This is a genomic window from Ruegeria sp. BF10 (assembly GCF_056538725.1).
On the sequence record NZ_JBQFTR010000008.1, the window covers coordinates 1 to 15906 of the forward strand.

Here is a 15906-nt window from a genome sequence, read left to right on the forward strand (position 1 = left end):
CTGCGACAGGGCAGGGGAGGCGGAAGGGAGATAGGGGGCAGGGGGCTTCATGGCAGCCACTCTGCGTGCATTTCGCGGAAAAATCAAACAAACATGATAAGCGATACTTATCGAGTATGAATGAAAGGAATCCAGATCAGGCAACAAGTGAACAAAACCAGGGGATAATGAGCGTAATATCGGCAGGGCTTCTAATTTGTTGAGCCCGCTGAAGCAAAAGGATCGTGTCTTTGGTCCTTTCCTCCTGCGCCACAGCGTACTCGGCCGCAGCCTTCGGCCATGCCGGCACAATTGCTGCACAGCCCGGTTCTGAAACAGTCTGAGCGGATTTGGCGGCCTCTTATCCCGCCTGTTCAACCTGCTCAGGAGTGCGGTCTATCTGAGGGGTTCGCATCTCGGTTTCCGGGGTTATGTGCCGGAGCTTGCGCCAGACATCGAAATGCAGAATTCCGCGAAGAACTTGTTGGGCCAGATCGAACCCGTATTTCAACGGTCCCAGCGTCGCCACAAGATCGGCCTGAAAATCAAGGAGGTCGTCGCGGTCAGAAGCATCATATCCCAAAAGCCCCTCGTAAAAGAGGCTGCCTTCCAGTGCGACTTTTTCTTCTATCAAACTGCGGTTGAGCCAGCGCAATCCGCTGGGCACGTCGCGGCATGACATGGTGTCATGCTTCCAGTAAGGCGCAGAGGACAGATGATCGAGTTGTGTGACAAGTCCAAAACGTCGCCGTTGATCGGGTTGCAGTACAGGCATGGACACCATGCGGGTGTTGAAGCCACCGCCAAAGAACAGGTCCGGTGGCGCTTCTTTCAAACGGTTGAGTGTTTCGCGCAGGCTGGCTTTTGTCTCACCCGGGAAACCCACAATCAATGTAATGGCCGTTGTCAGCCCCGCTTCGCGGCAATTGACCAGGGCCTGAACATTGTGCCCGACATCGGATTTCTTGTTCATGTTGTCCAAAACGCCCTGATCGCCGGTCTCGTACCCTATGTGCACCAGCTGGCAGCCTGCCGCTTTCATCAGCGCTGCGGTGCCCGGTTTGGCAAGATCCCCCGCGCGCGCATAGCAGGTCCAGCCGACCGGACTGCCTGCTTCGATCAACAGCTCGCACAGTTCCTTGAGGCGCTTGGGCGGGATGGTGAACAGGCTGTCCATGCAATTGATGATCTTTGCTCCTCCCTTGGCGTAGATCATCCAATCGTCGAAAATCTTGCGGGCGGATTTGACCCGGAACATGGTGTCTTCGAACAGGAAGGGGAAGTTGCAGAAAGAACACCGATAGGGGCAGCCGCGGACGGATTCATAATTGATCATCTCGAAACTGCGGCCGTGATATGCCTCGGCCAGTTTCCAGTCCGGAGTGGGCAGCCAGTCGAGGCTTTTTCCGGATGGGCTGCCGCTGTAGACCAGCGTATTGCCCAGACGTTCCACGACACGACCGTTTTCAGGAGGCTCAATATCGCGATAGCCGCTTTTGATCCAGCGTGCCAATACGGGAACAAGCATTTCCCCATAGCCTATGGCGACAAGATCAGCACCCGGAACATGTGTCCAGTCATCATGCAGAAGTGAAACCAAGGCACCCCCGACAACAACCTTGTTATGCGGTTGTTTCAGCATCTTGACCAGCGGTATGAGCTCGCTCATATCTCGCATCAATGTGCTTGAAACAAAGACGCATTTGCATTCACCCAGAAGTCGGTTGCGTGTTTCGGCATCAGCAAGCCCGGCGAAAGTGGTCGCTTCAAAAGCAATCCCTTCCTTGCGCAGATCGCCTGCAAGCACGACCTCGGTCAGTTCAGGAGCACTGACATAGGATTGAGATGAGAAATACCGGTCAACTGCGGCGCGGTAAGGCGCCCGCCGGAACTTCGGCCGCCGTTTGAAAAGTGTGCGGGCCAACAGCATTTCAGCGCTGACCGCCTTCAGCGCCACATCCTGCCAGATGGCCGAGGACGTGCGCATGATGCCCAATTGTCGGCCAAGGGCATCGACGATGGTGCTGTTGCTTTCCACCATGCTGCCGCCAACCGTAGCTCCACCCGTGACGATGAGAACCTTGTCGGTTACGGCTGTTTCATTGCTTTCAAAATTTTCTTCGCCAGCAGGCTGGCCAATTGCTTCGTACATCCACTCACCCTCCCGACGTATCTTTGTCGAGGATACCTTTGACGTACTGCGCACCTGCCATATGATGGCCATGTTTTAGTATGGCTCAGCCTTGAACAATATCAGATCAGAGGCGCGGAGTCTGTAATCTATTGTGTAAAACCCTTTCGGGTCGCAGGGGCACATGGTGCCCGCATGTGTCCGGAAAAGGGAGAGTAAGGGGTTTCGTCCATGACGTGTGTTTCGGGGCAGCCGGGGATACATCCGAATGCTGCGGCCGGGTCATCCACCAGACCGTTGCGAATTTTGCAGCTGGGTCCTGCGTTCGAACGAGGTGGAATTCAGCGCCATATTCTGGATCTGACAGATCATCTGCGGGATCGGGGGCATCATGTCGAACTGGGCGGATCGCCGGGCCCATGGGGCCGGGAAGGGCGGGATGTCGGGTTTCATGCGTTGGACCTGAAACGTGTATCGGAAGATGAGCGTCTCAGCATGACGAGACGGCTTGGAGCCGCCATGGGATGCGCGCAAAAACTGCGAAAGATCGTAGCCCGCGGCCGTTTCGACCTTGTTCATTCCCACGAAACCGCCCCCGCGCTTGTCGCCCGGCTGGCGCTTGCCGGTCTGCCGACCCGTCGCCTTTTCACCTTCCATGGTTCGACGCCCGAACGGTATGGCGGGGTGGCGCGCAGTGCTCAGTTCGCGGCGCATGTCACCGCCTGTCCCAGCCGTAAAACCCTTGATGAACTGATTGCGCGTGGCCTGCCGCGGGCGCGCACCGCCCAGCTTGGGCTTGGTGTGCCGCCGCCACCGGATCAGGATCCCGCCGCAGTTCTGGCGCTGAGACAGGAGCTTTTGCGCGATGGGGAAGGCGTGCTGATTTTCAGCCCGGCCCGGTTGGATCCGCAAAAAGGTATCGACGTGATGATCGATGTTTTGGCCCGGCTGGTGAAGGTCCGGCGCGATATCGTGATCGCATTGGCTGGCCACGGTCCCCTGGCGGACGTGCTTTCGGACTGGATTGCTTCGGCCGGGGTGCATGACAACATCCGGGTTCTGGGGCCGATCGATACCGTCCCCCTGCATATGGCCGCCGCGGATTTCATGCTGCTCACGTCCCGGTGGGAGGCTCTGCCGATTTCAATCGTCGAGGCCTTTCACGCCGGTTTGCCCGTGATAGCGACCGATTGCGGCGGTGTGAGTGAGCTTGTGTCGGACCGGGTTGGGCGGCTTTGCCCTGTCGGTGATGTTGAAAGCCTGACGGCTGCCGTGCTGGAACTGGCAGGGGACGGGGGGCTGCGCAAAACCCTGGGGGTCAACGCCCGCGCATTGGCACGTGAGGACCGTTTCGACCCAACCCATGTGCATGAACGGATCGAACAGATTTATCGGCAGATGCTGGATGGGGTGGCCTGACAGAGCGCAGCAAACGGAAACAATAAGGGGATGTTTTGTATATTATCGAGTATTTGGGCTGCTTTGAGGTGAAACCGCCTGCATCCGAGTCTTGTGTCAGCATGCGCCCCGGATACGGTGGGATGCGAAAGAAGGACCGTCCCCTGCATGCGCCGCGCCCAGGCCGACGATTTTGCCGGGTGCCTGACCTGAACCGAGTGGACTGGAGAAGCCCATGAAACAGCCTTCCCCCGCGCTTGACCGCAACGATCTGGCAATACTCCTGTTCATTCTTCTTCTTGCCGCAGTCCTCAGAAGCGCCGGGCTGAACGCGCCCCTGTGGTATGATGAAATCCGGACCGTCGATACGCATGTCAGCCTTCCGTGGAATGAGATGATGCGCGAATATTCGATGAACCATCATTACTTTTTCAGCATGAAGGCAAAGCTGGTTTCCCAGATATTCGGAGATCAGGCTTGGGCGTACCGGTTTCCGGCCGTCCTGTTTGGCGTCGGTCTTGTCGGGGTAATCTGGTGGCTGGCAAAAGAGGTTGCAGACAGCACGATTGCGCATGTTTCTGCCTTGCTGGTGGCCCTGTCCTATCATCAGGTCTGGTTCTCTCAGAACGCGCGCGGATATACCGAGCTTGCATTCTGGAGCACGCTTGGCTTCATTTTCTTTCTGCGGGGGATGCGCCAGCCAGCGACCGGCACCTGGGTTGCGTTCGGCTTTACTGCCGCGGCCGCTGTTTTCACCCATCTGACCGGTGCATTTTTCTTTGTTGCATTGGGCCTCATCTGGCTGCTTTCCCTGGTGACCGGGTTCGGTCGGGGCACCTTGACCCGTCAATGGGTGCTGCATCCGCTGGTGGGTGTTGCGGTTGCGCTGGTTCTGGTCCTGTTCGCGTATCTGCCGATCTTGCCAAGCATAGCGGGCACGGTGAGCGAGGTTTCGGCGACATCCGCCGTGGACCCCATGCAGGAATATCAGAACCCGCTCTGGACAATTGTCGAAGGTTTGCGGACCGCGGTTGGGGATACCGGCCCGCTGATGTTGTTCATCGCGATCGGAGGGCTGGCCGTCATCGTCTTCGGTGCCGTGGGGGCGCATGCGACGCAGCCGTTGTTTTTCCCGTCCATCGCCATGCATATCGCCGTGACGCTGATCCTTCTGCTGTCGCTTGAGATGCGGATCTGGCCGAGGTTCTTTTTCGTCGATATCGGGCTGATCATTATTCTGGCCGTTGTGGGGTGTCGATACGGTGCTGATGCGGTGGCACGGTGGGCTCAACAGCCCCGGCTTGGATCGCCGCTCTTTGCGTTGGGCGTTCTGGCGATGATCGTGGTGTCCGTGTTCTTGGTGCAGCGGAACTATTCTGCTCCGAAACAGGATCTGGCGGGGGCTTTTGCGCTTGTGGAAGAAACCCGCAGCCCGTCAGAACGGGTATATGCGATCAACCCGGGCGGCCCCCTTTTCGAAGACCACTTCGACGCCGACTGGGGAACCATCGGGGATGCGCAGGACTATTCCGAAGCGATGGCCCAACCTGGCCCTGTGGCGCTGGTTGTTCTGTTCCCGGACCGGATGTTCCGCGCCATTCCTGATCTGCGACGTGATGCCGAAGGGCGGCTGGAACGCGTGCATGCGTTTGCCGGGACACTGGGGGACGGGCAGGTTCTTGTCTACCGGCGCAGATGAGGCGGAGGGATCAGGATGAATGACCGTCCAGGGGCTCAAACCCCAGGCTGCTTTCGACAATGTAAAGCGGCCGTTTCTGAGCCTCTGCATAAAGCCGCCCCAGATATTCCCCGATGACGCCCAGCACGACAAGTTGCAGGCCGCCGATCAACAGCACTGCAACCATCAATGAGGCATAGCCGGGTACATCCACCCCGTAAACAAGGGTACGTGAGATCAGGAAAACACCGTAGATGATCGCGGCCAACGCAGTCAGCATGCCGACATAGCCTGCAATCCTGAGAGGTACGGTGCTGAACCCGGTAATACCGTCCAGCGCAAAGTTCCAAAGGCGCCAGTAGTTGAACTTGGTCTGCCCCGCCGCACGCTCGGGGCGGTCATACGCCACCTCGGTGTGCCGAAACCCGACCCAGGCAAAAAGGCCCTTCATAAAGCGGTTGTGCTCGCGCAGTTGAACGACAGCCTGAACCACGCGCCGGTCCATAAGGCGGAAATCGCCGGTATTGGCGGGTATCGGCACGCCTGAGAGCCGGTTGATGACCTTATAAAACTTCCGCGCTGTCCAGCGTTTCATCGCGGTATCGCTGTCGCGGTGGCGCCGGACGGCATAGACGACATCGAATCCTTCGCGCCATTTTTCCAGAAATGTCTCGATCAGTTCGGGCGGATCCTGCAAATCCGCGTCTATCGGAACAACGGCTTCACCCGCAGCTGCATCCAGCCCCGCCGTCAATGCGATTTCCTTGCCGAAATTACGTGAAAAGTTCAGCACCTTGATACGATCATCGCGCTCATGCGCAGCAGCCAGAATCCTGGCGGTCGCGTCTGTGCTGCCGTCGTTCACGCAGATGATCTCGTAGCTTTCCCCAAGCTGACCGAGGAATTGCCCCAAACGTTCGAACAGGGCCGGCAGAACCTCTTCTTCATTGAACATGGGCACGATGATGCTGAGCGTCGGAGCGCTTTGGCCCGGGGCTTTTCCCCGGGATGGAGATGTGGGGGTGCTCATGTTCAACGTCACCATGACGCGGGCCTTTTTCCGTTCATTTGGGCACAGGTGATCATGGTTTTCCCTCAGGCTCAAAAAGTTCCGCCCGGGCGCGCAACTTTTCAATTTCCAGTGTCTTATCATAGTCACTCAATGCCTCACGCCGTGCATCGGTGATGACAAAAGCTTCTTCATGGGGCCAGGTGATCAGCCAGACGCGGGATGTGGGGTTGGCTTGCAAAGATGCATCATATTCCGAGACGACGAAATTCGCGTCATTGATGTAATAGAACAGCGGTGTATCGACCCAATCCCGGTTCCTCAGAAAAACAAGATCGCCGGATTGCATTTCAGATAACACGGCTTGCGCTATTCCTTGATAATCGTTGGGTGCCCCGGGTTTTCTGATGGCGTAGGGGACGCTGGCAGCAAAGACGAGCAGGCACAGTCCTGTCGTTGCCAGCCTGAGGCGAATGTTCCCGAACAGCCAGACCGCCCCCGCCGCGCAGAGGATCAACAGGTAAGGTACAAAAACCAGAAAAGCCTGCGGGGCAAGGACGGATACGAAATGGGATGCCGCAAAAAGGATCAAAGGTGCGGCAACCGCCAGCAGCCACAAAAGCAGCGCCCTTTCCTGAGGGTGATGCAGTGTGTGCGATGGCAGACGGGGGACAAACCTGCCCCAGACCGCGCCCAGGGCAGGGATGAGCAAGGCCAGAAACGGCAAGATGGACATTGCCATCAGAGCTTCGTTCCGGCGATGTGCGATTGAGGCGAGCCAGAATATGAAGCTGGCTGAGCAGACAGCCAGCAGGCCCGGAATCCAGACGGGAATCCGAGGGGTCGTGGTGAAAATCGGTGCTTCACGCTTTGGGGCTTTCAAGCTGGCTGTCAGCAACAGCAGGGCAAAGGCCAGCAGCAACCAGACCCAGACCTGCCCGATCTGTAGCTGCGGAATTGTGAATTCGTCTTTGGCGAACAGAAATCCGAAAGAGAAGTATTCGATCAGAAAGTCCGGGGATGGATCAAGCGCTGCGCCCTTGCGCGCGCGATAGACTGCATGCACCAGCGCAGGGGCGGCTAGGATGAAGGCAAGGGATTGTATCTGAAACAGCCGGGCCCCCTGCCACAGGCCGATCCTATGTGAAGAGCGGTTCGATACCGGTTCGGGCCGAGGCAGAACCAATGCTGTCCACAGCAGATGGATCATGATCAGGGGCCAGAAAAACTCGACTGTCAGCACTCCGGCCACAACTGAGGCGACATAAGCAAACTCAAGCCAGGGCCGTGGTCTGGGTGTTCTCATCAGGCAGAGCAAAAGCCAGGTCGCCAGCAGAGAGAGGAAGGCACCGGCGACATACATACGTGCCATTTGGCTCCAGAAGATGTGGAAGCCATGAAGCGACAGCAGCAATGCGGACAGACAGCCGATGGACGATCCGAATATGCTGCGTGCAATCAGAAAAATCAGCGGGATCGACCCCATGGCAAACAGAACTCCTGGAAACCGCAATGCGAAATGCGAAGTCCCGAATGTCTTGGTCCAGCCCAGCATGGCTGTATACCATCCCATGGGATGCGGTTCGTCATGGAAATGCCACCAGAGAGTTTCGGCAAGACCATGTCGCGGCGGTGGCTCGGAAATACCCGGAACCAGCTCGATGCCGGGGACATAGATTTCCGGATGGGACATGCTGCGTTCCTCAATCCCCCAGAGCCGCAGCAGGACGACACATGCAAGAGCAACACCAAGGGCGCACAGGACAGCATATGTGCGATATTCACGCCTGATTAGAAAAACGCTTTTCTCATCTGATGATGCCATTGCAAAATAGCCACTCTGAAACACAACTACTCGGAACGGTAATCCGGGAATGATACTACAGGATGTGGCTCAGGTCACTCTGGCACGCCTTATTCTGCGCTGTCGAATGGATATCGTGCCGCGCCGAGCGTCAGCTTTTCGGACCAGGTGACTGCACCATCCCCGCCAACCATCGACACGTCGATCACATCAGGCACCTCACCGTTCCAGCCTGCGGTATAGAAGCACCCGCCATGTATGGTGTGGCCACGGCTCTGAACGTCGTAAAAAGCGCTGCGGATGGTTGGCGTCGCGGTGTGTATCACGTCAATTCTGTCCCCCCGAACGGGGGGCGCACAGATTTCCGAGAACCGCAGAACCGCTGTTTGTGTGACGCAGACACGGCCGATTTCGGGCCTGTCACTGTCGGCGCACATGAGGTTGCCGGAAAAGCCGGGGCTTCGTGACAGGCAGACATAGGCGGCACCTTGATACAAATAGACGGAATTCTCGGCCGGGAAGGCCTCGCAGGCCAGCGGTCCTTCATACAGCCCGCCCTCGGCGTACCAGTCCAGGTCGTACATGTCCTTGAAGATGCCCGGGCGGGAGTTGCCAGCGTGAAATACGGTCCAACCAATCATGTCCCCCCAAGCCAGATCGGGGTAATCTGTATGGCCGACGATGCGGAATGGCGCCCCGTCATACCCTTCCAGTTCCGCGACCCGCGCCATGATTTTTTCGGCAAGCGCCTCATCACGGTCTCCCATTTCGGACTGATCGCTCCAGACGAAAGGCGCCATGAATGCGTATGTGAGGGCAACGATCAGGGGCAGGCCCAGAATGATGGGTGCCGTGAACCCTCTTGCCCGTATTTCGGCATCAACAGCCAGGTAGAACACCGCAGCCAGTAAGCCGACATATGCGACGGCCCGAGACGGCAGCCATGGCCCGTCATAGGCGAACCAGATCAGAAGAGGTAACAGGAGAATCCCGATCATACCCACCAGGATGCGCAGGGCGTTCATCCAGTTGCGCGGAGGGCGCGCAAGGACATGAATGCTCAACCCGACGCTCAGCAAAACCCCTATTCCGATATAGGCTGAGTTCAGAGTCTTGACCGCAAAGGGTATTCTCTGAAGCGATCCCCGCCAGATCTGGCCAAGCAATCTCAAGCTGTTTTCCAATTTGTCCTGCAATTCGTGCGCCGAGGCCAGGGCGACACGGTTGGTTGTGGGGACATGGTCATGCAGTTGGGCAGCCAGATGGGCCTGCGCAACATAGGCCAGAAGGCCAAGACATGATCCAATTGCCGACAGCAGGATGAATGTGCCCACATCTGTGGTCTTGTATCGGTCGGTTCGGATCATCGAGACAAACAGGATCACGGCACCGAACGGGACAAAAGGTTGATAGAGTGCTGCACAAAGCGCGATGCATTGCGCACCGATCAAAAGCCAGATCACCCGAGCGCCAAACGCATGAAGGATGCCGCGTTCAAAACATTTGAAACCGGCAACGGAAAGCAGCAACGCCAGCGGGAAAGCAAACACGTGGCTCGAAAAGGTAAGGGCGTTGATCATATAGATGTGATGAACGCCAAGCGTGAAAATCAGGAAGGTCGCGAAGGGCCGGGTGTCACGATCGCTGGATTGCCGCGCCAGAACCCATGACAGCAGAAGAAAGGCGCCTGCCGCCAGACCAGTCTGCAAAACGGGCAGAAAACGTTCCTGGAGAACATGAACATACAGCACCTCCATCGCCCAGCGACCTTCCTCGGTCGTCCAGTTGAGAGGGAGCCCGCCTTCGGGCGCGCCATGGACCTGACGCCAGTCATCCGGGTTTCTGCCATCCCTGATCAGGCCCGGTGCGGTTGTGAGTGCATAAATGAGCAGGCTGGCGGAAATCGCATGCGGCCAGCGGAACCTAGTCGAGAGGATATGTGCGGGTCGTGCAATGCTCATGCTATACATTTCCCACAAGAAACGTGCACACAGCTGTCCCTGACCCGGTCAAAAATACTCTTTCAACCTGCGGGCGCGCTTCATGTTGGATGGCAGCGACACGATGTTTCGTACCAGCCTGGCTGCGGCACGCATCCCCGGAATGGCCTTGAGCGCCGAGAGCCCTTTGGATGTTTTCAGAAGAGTTTCATAGGTCTGATTGTCCGCATGCCTGAAGTCTTTGGCATGCAGGTCCTCGCCAGCGTTTTCTGTGGGTGTCGATGCGACCGAGGTCGCCTTGCGGTTCACGTCAAAGACGACGAAAGACTCAAAGAAGCTAATCCCCCAGGCACGCTTTTCCGAGGCGTCAGGCGTCAGTCGCGAGAACCGATGGTTGATACGGTCCACCATGTTCATGGCGTATTTGATGAAGGAACGGTGCCTGAGGCCGAACCCTTCCATGTAGGAGGTATGCGTGTCTTCGACCACAAGCATTCCGCCATCCTTGATGTGTGGCAACAGGCATTCCGTCGTAATGATCTGTTGTTCATAGGTGTGGCCGCCATCATCCAGAACGATGTCGATGTCCCCGACCTCCCTTACGATTTTTTCAAGGAAATCCGGGTCGCTCTGGCTGCCGATGAAAATCTCGAACCCTTCCTGTTCCCAGCGCTTTGCATCGGGGTTCAGCTCAACGCCGATGATGCGCGCCTGAGGGCCAAAGAACTCCCGCCACATGAAAAGAGATCCACCACCCAGAACGCCGATCTCAACAAACGTGATATCTTTCCCGATGTAAGGAGAAAAAAGTTTGTCATACACATCGAAGTAAGTGGAATGCTTACTGCTTTTGTATGGGCTGTTCATATAGGCCTGATAACTTTTCGACTCTAACATCTCTACGTCCTCGGATCTCAACTTGTCATGCGCTCCACCTGTCGAAGCGGGTATTCATAAACTGGGGCGTCAATTCCATTACTTCGTCTGTTTGGCTGTTTTGTGGCTCCGCTCTTTCCACAGCCTCAGGCCTTGGTGGCTTCCTGTCAAACGCCGTGGGCCCGGTCTGGGGCACTTACTTGCGCGTTACGATGATGGCATAGGAAGAATAGACCGCCCATTCGCGCCGGGCGCACAGGCGCGCCAGCCCGTTATCCAGCTGCCGCAGGCCGAAAATCTTATCATAGTAATGGTGCCCGTAATATTCATGTACTTCGATGCTCGAAAACCCGACATCCGCCAGCGCCTTTCGCATGTACGGGGTCGAGCCGCGACACAGTGAGTAGTAGGCGGGGAATTTGCCGGTATTCTGGCCATCAAAGCGCCGGGGCTGCAACAGTTGAACCGCCTTGCGTGTCAGTTGTTCGGGAAACAGCCAGTTGATCAGGAACGGCGAGGCGAAAATGGTTGGCACCAAGTGAACAGCAACGCCACCATCCGCCAGAAGGTGATGCATGTTTTTGTGGAACTGCTTGCCGTCGGGCATATGCTCGCCACAAAACTTGGACATGATCAGATCGAACCTCTGATCCACATGGCTGACATCGCCGCAGGCGTTGATCTGAAGGGTGTCGAACTCATCGGAAACATGGGAAAGCTCTTCGGCACTTATGTCACTGATCGTGAAGGATGTGACATGATCAGGCAGTGTCTTGTCGCCGGTCGATCGGCTGGTCGTGCCACCGATTTCCATGATCCGGGCCGGTTTTTCATCTGTTATGATGTTCCAGACCGTATCCAGATAATCCTGTCTGCAATCCGTGTGCCAGCGTATTTCTGACTGTACCATTTACTCTCCCAAAAAACCCGTAACCTTGCGCGGCGTTCGAAACGGGGCCAATCGCGATAAAAAGATTTTTGCAATACGCCTTTTAAGGCAGTGACATGGCTGTTTGACCAATCTTTAGATGAATGCCGGCAGCATTCAAAGAACGTATGCACCCAAGTTTACATGACTGGCAATGCCAGGGGGCGGAATAGATATGGGCGGGTCCGAATTTTCGGTACCCGCCCATGCAGTGGTAATCAATAGGCTGTATTTTCAGCGATCTTTGCCGTTACGCGAACAAATCAGAATACGGCTCGACAAACGGGGCTTCTTCGCCGACCGCAAAGGTGTCAACGCTGTCACCAACGTACCAGTCTCTTTCCTGTCCGTCGGCGAAATCGAAATCCGTATTGGTTTCGTCCAGGACAACGGCACCATCGACCAGAATCTGAAGGCGGTCGGTGTCCTGATCAACCATCAGGGTGACCTGATGTGTTTCACCGTCGTTCAACTCGACATCCTTGACCTTGAAGCCTTTACGGAACCCGTCATCATTGTTGTCGACTTTTGCGACCAGATGCCCTTTCTTGTTCAGCTTCAGACCGAAATTCGAATGGTTCCATACAAGCCGTTCAGCACCCGTTTCACCTTCGTCACGGGTTATGTCGACCGAGAAGCTAACCTGCGACGCGTCAGAAATTCCGTCCAGGGTTCCGATGTTCCCCCGGCTATTCTGATTGGATATGTCGATCATCGACAACTCGCTTTGCCAGCCGTCACCATGGACAGGTTCAGAGCCGGTGTCAGGCTGCTCGGCGCTTGTATCGCCTTCTGCCTGTGTTTCATCGGCCGGAACATGGGTTTTGCCAACCTCAGAAACCCCGTCCAGGCGTCCGATAGTCTCCGGGCTGTCCTGATGGGTTATATCGATCATCAGTTCGCCCTGCGGGTCGGCACCAAGAACAGGCTCGGACCCGGTGTCGGTCTGTTCGGACCCGGTGTCGGGTTGCTCGGACCCAGTGTCAGGCTGTTCGGACCCGGTGTCGGGCTGCTCGGACCCGGTATCGGGCTGCTCGGACCCAGTGTCAGGCTGTTCGGACCCGGTATTGGGTTGCCCGGACCCGGTATCGGGTTGCCCGGACCCGCTGTCCGGTGGTGTGGGGCTGGTATTGGGTTGTGATCCCCCGGGGGGAACCTGCTGCGGGGGGGTGGATCCCGTGGCACCATGCGAGACGGCAGAGCCGGCGTTCAGTGTGTCAGCCAGGCTGCCCGGGATGACGACATATTGGTTGTAGCCATTCCCCTGTGCCGTTGCCTGATAGGTGAAGTTCTGGTCGTACTCACTGGGCTGGATCAGGGCGTTGTTGGTTACGTTCCAGTCAGCCTGCCCGTTATACCCCACGATCTGAGACGTAATGTTCTGATCGATGGTGACGTTTTTGGAACCGGCGGAAACGTTGATCGCCGGGATTTCGATCCCGCCTGTCAGCGTCTTTTCGTCTACGTGCAGGACCGAATTCTTGGTGATCGTAAGTCCATCCACACCATAAAGAGAGATCCCGTGGAAGTGACCGTTGTAGATCGTGTTCCCTTCGATCAGCACGTTGTGGTGGATCACGCTGGGGTCGTCGATGTTCTTGCCGTCACCGCCAGCCCAGATGGTCTGGGTGAAATCCCCGTTGGCCATGTCAAAGAGGTTGTTGCGGATGGTGATGTTGTCGCTGCCGCTGCCATAGGCGCGCTGAATCTGGATCATGTCACGGTGATCGCCCGAGCCAGCCGCGCCGCCGAAATCGTGCAGGTGGTTGTTCTCAACCAGGATGTTGTCGACATTGTCAAAGACCAGACCATCGGAGCGGATCGTGTGGATGTCGTTGCCGGTGACATTGATCCCGTCGGAATTCACCGCAATGACAGCTTTCCACCATTGTGAGAATTCGGTGTTGTTGATGTTGATATTGGTCGAGCCGGCGATGTTCAGACCTGTGCCATAGCCGGTACCGTCCGCCGATGTTCCGGTACCGCTGGCAACATCGCCGTCGAAGATCGAGTTGTTGAACGTAATGTTCTGGCTGTCGTAGACGCCGAACTTGCTTTGAAAGTGGTGGTCGCCACCACTGAAGCTGTAGTCAAACTTGATGCTGTCGAACGTGATGTTCGACGATTGCTTGAGGTGCACATCCGAGAAGCTGGCTTTCGCATTAGGATCCGCGGACTGGATCGTCACGTTCGATGCGAAATTGGTATTGTGGAGGTTCAGTGACCCGTAGTCACCTGCAGTAAGGAGGATCGTCTCACCACCGCTGGCCTGTGACAAAGCCTGGTTCAGCTCTGCGGCGGAAGTTACAATGATAGTCGTCGACATCTTTCACCTGTGTTTCCAAATGCGCTTACCCAAAGCGCTGAAGATCCCGCTCACCCAAGGAGTATGGAACAGTCGCACAAGGGCGACAGATTGGCCGGAATATGGCTATGTTTGGAAACTGTTGCCTGTATGAGGACAATTCTGCCCTTTTGCAGTCATTTCCGAGTGAACTCGATACTCGATACCGGGAATTGTTCCACTTCCCTTAGCGGTTGCCTAGGGTTTGGCGAATTGATTCCTATAGGGCAACAATGGCCACAAAATAGCCATCATTCAGGCGTGTCCTTGCGTATGGGCGATAGGTATCGGCAATGAATTGCCCGGTGCCGTAAGGGAAACCCGGGCGTTGCAGGGCCATTCGGACGTGCCGTGGCGCCAGACAGGCAAGCAGGCGCGATAGACAGTGGAACCCGCCTTGCCTACACTTTCCTGCAAGTGTGGTTATCAGAAAGGTGCGTTATGGCCGGGTCCCGGATTCTCGTCTTGGCAGGGGCGCTACTGCTCATGTTGGGTTTTGATGTGGCGGCCCAGACCCCCTGTCAGGGGCGAGACGTGCGAACGCATCTTCCCGCAACTCAGACCAAGGGGCAGCCGGTCGCAAATGCCGCCGATCTTGGCGCAGCCCTGCAAAATGCCCGAGGCGGGGAAATCTTTCTTCTGGCGCCGGGGAATTATGGAACCCTGAGGCTGAATGCGTCCTACCGGTCACCCGTGGTGATCCGGTCCGCCGATCCTGCCGCGCCGGCCTGTTTTACCCGTCTGGTTCTGGAAGGAGCCAGGAATGTGCATCTGGATGGTGTCTATTTCGATTACACCTACAATGGGGGCGATCCGCATTTCATTGCCTATTTCGTCATCCTGAACAGTACGGACATTGTGATATCGAATTCCGTGTTCGACGGTGGGACTGCAAGAGGAACAGGGTCCGAGGCGGACGGGTACAGTATCGGGATCGGTCTGAAAATCGAGCGGGGCGGGAACCTGACCCTTTCAGGCAACGAGTTTCGCAGATGGTGGACAGCAGTTCTGTCCGTGCAATCGCGGCAGTTTGTCTTTACGGGCAACAACATTCACACGATCCGGTCCGATGGGGTTGATGTGGATGCTGCGGATGGCCTGAGAATCGAGCGGAACCGATTTCACGATTTCGGCGGTGCGGCTGGATCCCAGGATCACCGCGACATGATCCAGATTATGCGGGTATCGCCCCGGGGATCTTCGGACATCGTCATCCGTGACAATATATTCGACATGGCCGGTGGTGATTTCACCCAGACCATCTGGGCTGGCGGAGACGGCAAGGACCTCGGCAACCCAGTCATGCGACACCGCAATGTGCTGGTTGAAAACAACATGATCTACAATGGTCATATTCACGGCATTTCGATCCATGGCTCGGACAATATCTCGATCAGAAAGAACTCGGTGATCCATGTGCCCGGCGGTCATTCGGTTCCGGTCATCAACATTTCTCCGGATTCGACCTCGGTGGTCATTGAGCAGAATGCGGTGGCCAATATCATCGGGCACGAGAACCAGCGCGATTGGGTTGTGCTCAACAATGCGTTGATTCAGGATCAGACCCCCTCTCAGGGTGGGTATTATGACAGCCAGTTCATCTATTACGCGCAAGGCAGGAAAGACGGATACAACGAATACGGCGTACGCCCCGGCAGCCAGCTTGATCGCCTGAATGCGGGGTCCAGCCTGTCGCAATCCTACCCCTCGCGATGAGGACATTGCAGGCAATGTTGTGGAAAAGTGATTGGCTTCGGGCGCACGGCCAGAATACTGACAATATGTTAGTGCAATCTGTAATGTGTTATCCGTTTGAAGG

General features: G+C 56.6%; 10 protein-coding genes. 3 read left to right on the forward strand and 7 right to left on the reverse strand.

What is annotated here, in order from left to right; all coding sequences use genetic code 11:
- Positions 1–340 precede the first annotated feature (340 nt).
- Complete coding sequence (locus tag ACR0DJ_RS19110; RefSeq protein ID WP_480686036.1) at positions 341–2131, reverse strand: B12-binding domain-containing radical SAM protein; 1791 nt, start codon at positions 2129–2131, stop codon at positions 341–343.
- A 210-nt stretch (positions 2132–2341) separates the two neighbouring features.
- Between ACR0DJ_RS19110 and ACR0DJ_RS19115 the strand changes: the two genes are divergently transcribed.
- Complete coding sequence (locus ACR0DJ_RS19115) at positions 2342–3529, forward strand: glycosyltransferase family 4 protein (protein ID WP_480686037.1); 1188 nt, start codon at positions 2342–2344, stop codon at positions 3527–3529.
- A gap of 214 nt (positions 3530–3743) precedes the next feature.
- Positions 3744–5207: a glycosyltransferase family 39 protein gene (locus ACR0DJ_RS19120; protein WP_425080246.1), complete on the forward strand. Its 1464-nt coding sequence runs from the start codon at positions 3744–3746 to the stop codon at positions 5205–5207.
- A gap of 10 nt (positions 5208–5217) precedes the next feature.
- Here ACR0DJ_RS19120 and ACR0DJ_RS19125 read toward each other — a convergent pair whose 3' ends face one another.
- The 6 genes from ACR0DJ_RS19125 to ACR0DJ_RS19150 all read right to left on the reverse strand — a co-directional run bounded on the left by ACR0DJ_RS19125 (position 5218) and on the right by ACR0DJ_RS19150 (position 14069).
- Positions 5218–6216, reverse strand: a complete 999-nt coding sequence (locus tag ACR0DJ_RS19125) for a glycosyltransferase family 2 protein (RefSeq protein WP_170346951.1) — start codon at positions 6214–6216, stop codon at positions 5218–5220.
- 52 nt (positions 6217–6268) lie between these two features.
- Positions 6269–7888 (reverse strand): glycosyltransferase family 39 protein, encoded by a 1620-nt coding sequence (locus ACR0DJ_RS19130; protein WP_480686038.1) that lies wholly within the window; start codon positions 7886–7888, stop codon positions 6269–6271.
- Positions 7889–8109: 221 nt separating this feature from the next.
- On the reverse strand, positions 8110–9960 hold the full coding sequence (locus tag ACR0DJ_RS19135) for a hypothetical protein (RefSeq protein WP_425080205.1): 1851 nt from the start codon (positions 9958–9960) through the stop codon (positions 8110–8112).
- A 48-nt stretch (positions 9961–10008) separates the two neighbouring features.
- The gene (locus ACR0DJ_RS19140; RefSeq protein ID WP_480686039.1) at positions 10009–10836 is read right to left on the reverse strand and encodes a class I SAM-dependent methyltransferase; all 828 of its coding nucleotides are present in this window, start codon (positions 10834–10836) and stop codon (positions 10009–10011) included.
- Between the two features lie 175 nt (positions 10837–11011).
- Positions 11012–11725: a class I SAM-dependent methyltransferase gene (locus ACR0DJ_RS19145; protein WP_170346957.1), complete on the reverse strand. Its 714-nt coding sequence runs from the start codon at positions 11723–11725 to the stop codon at positions 11012–11014.
- 268 nt (positions 11726–11993) lie between these two features.
- On the reverse strand, positions 11994–14069 hold the full coding sequence (locus ACR0DJ_RS19150) for a right-handed parallel beta-helix repeat-containing protein (protein WP_480686040.1): 2076 nt from the start codon (positions 14067–14069) through the stop codon (positions 11994–11996).
- A gap of 504 nt (positions 14070–14573) precedes the next feature.
- Between ACR0DJ_RS19150 and ACR0DJ_RS19155 the strand changes: the two genes are divergently transcribed.
- Entirely contained in the window at positions 14574–15803 is a 1230-nt protein-coding gene (locus ACR0DJ_RS19155; protein WP_170346961.1) for a right-handed parallel beta-helix repeat-containing protein, read from the forward strand.
- Positions 15804–15906: the final 103 nt, after the last annotated feature.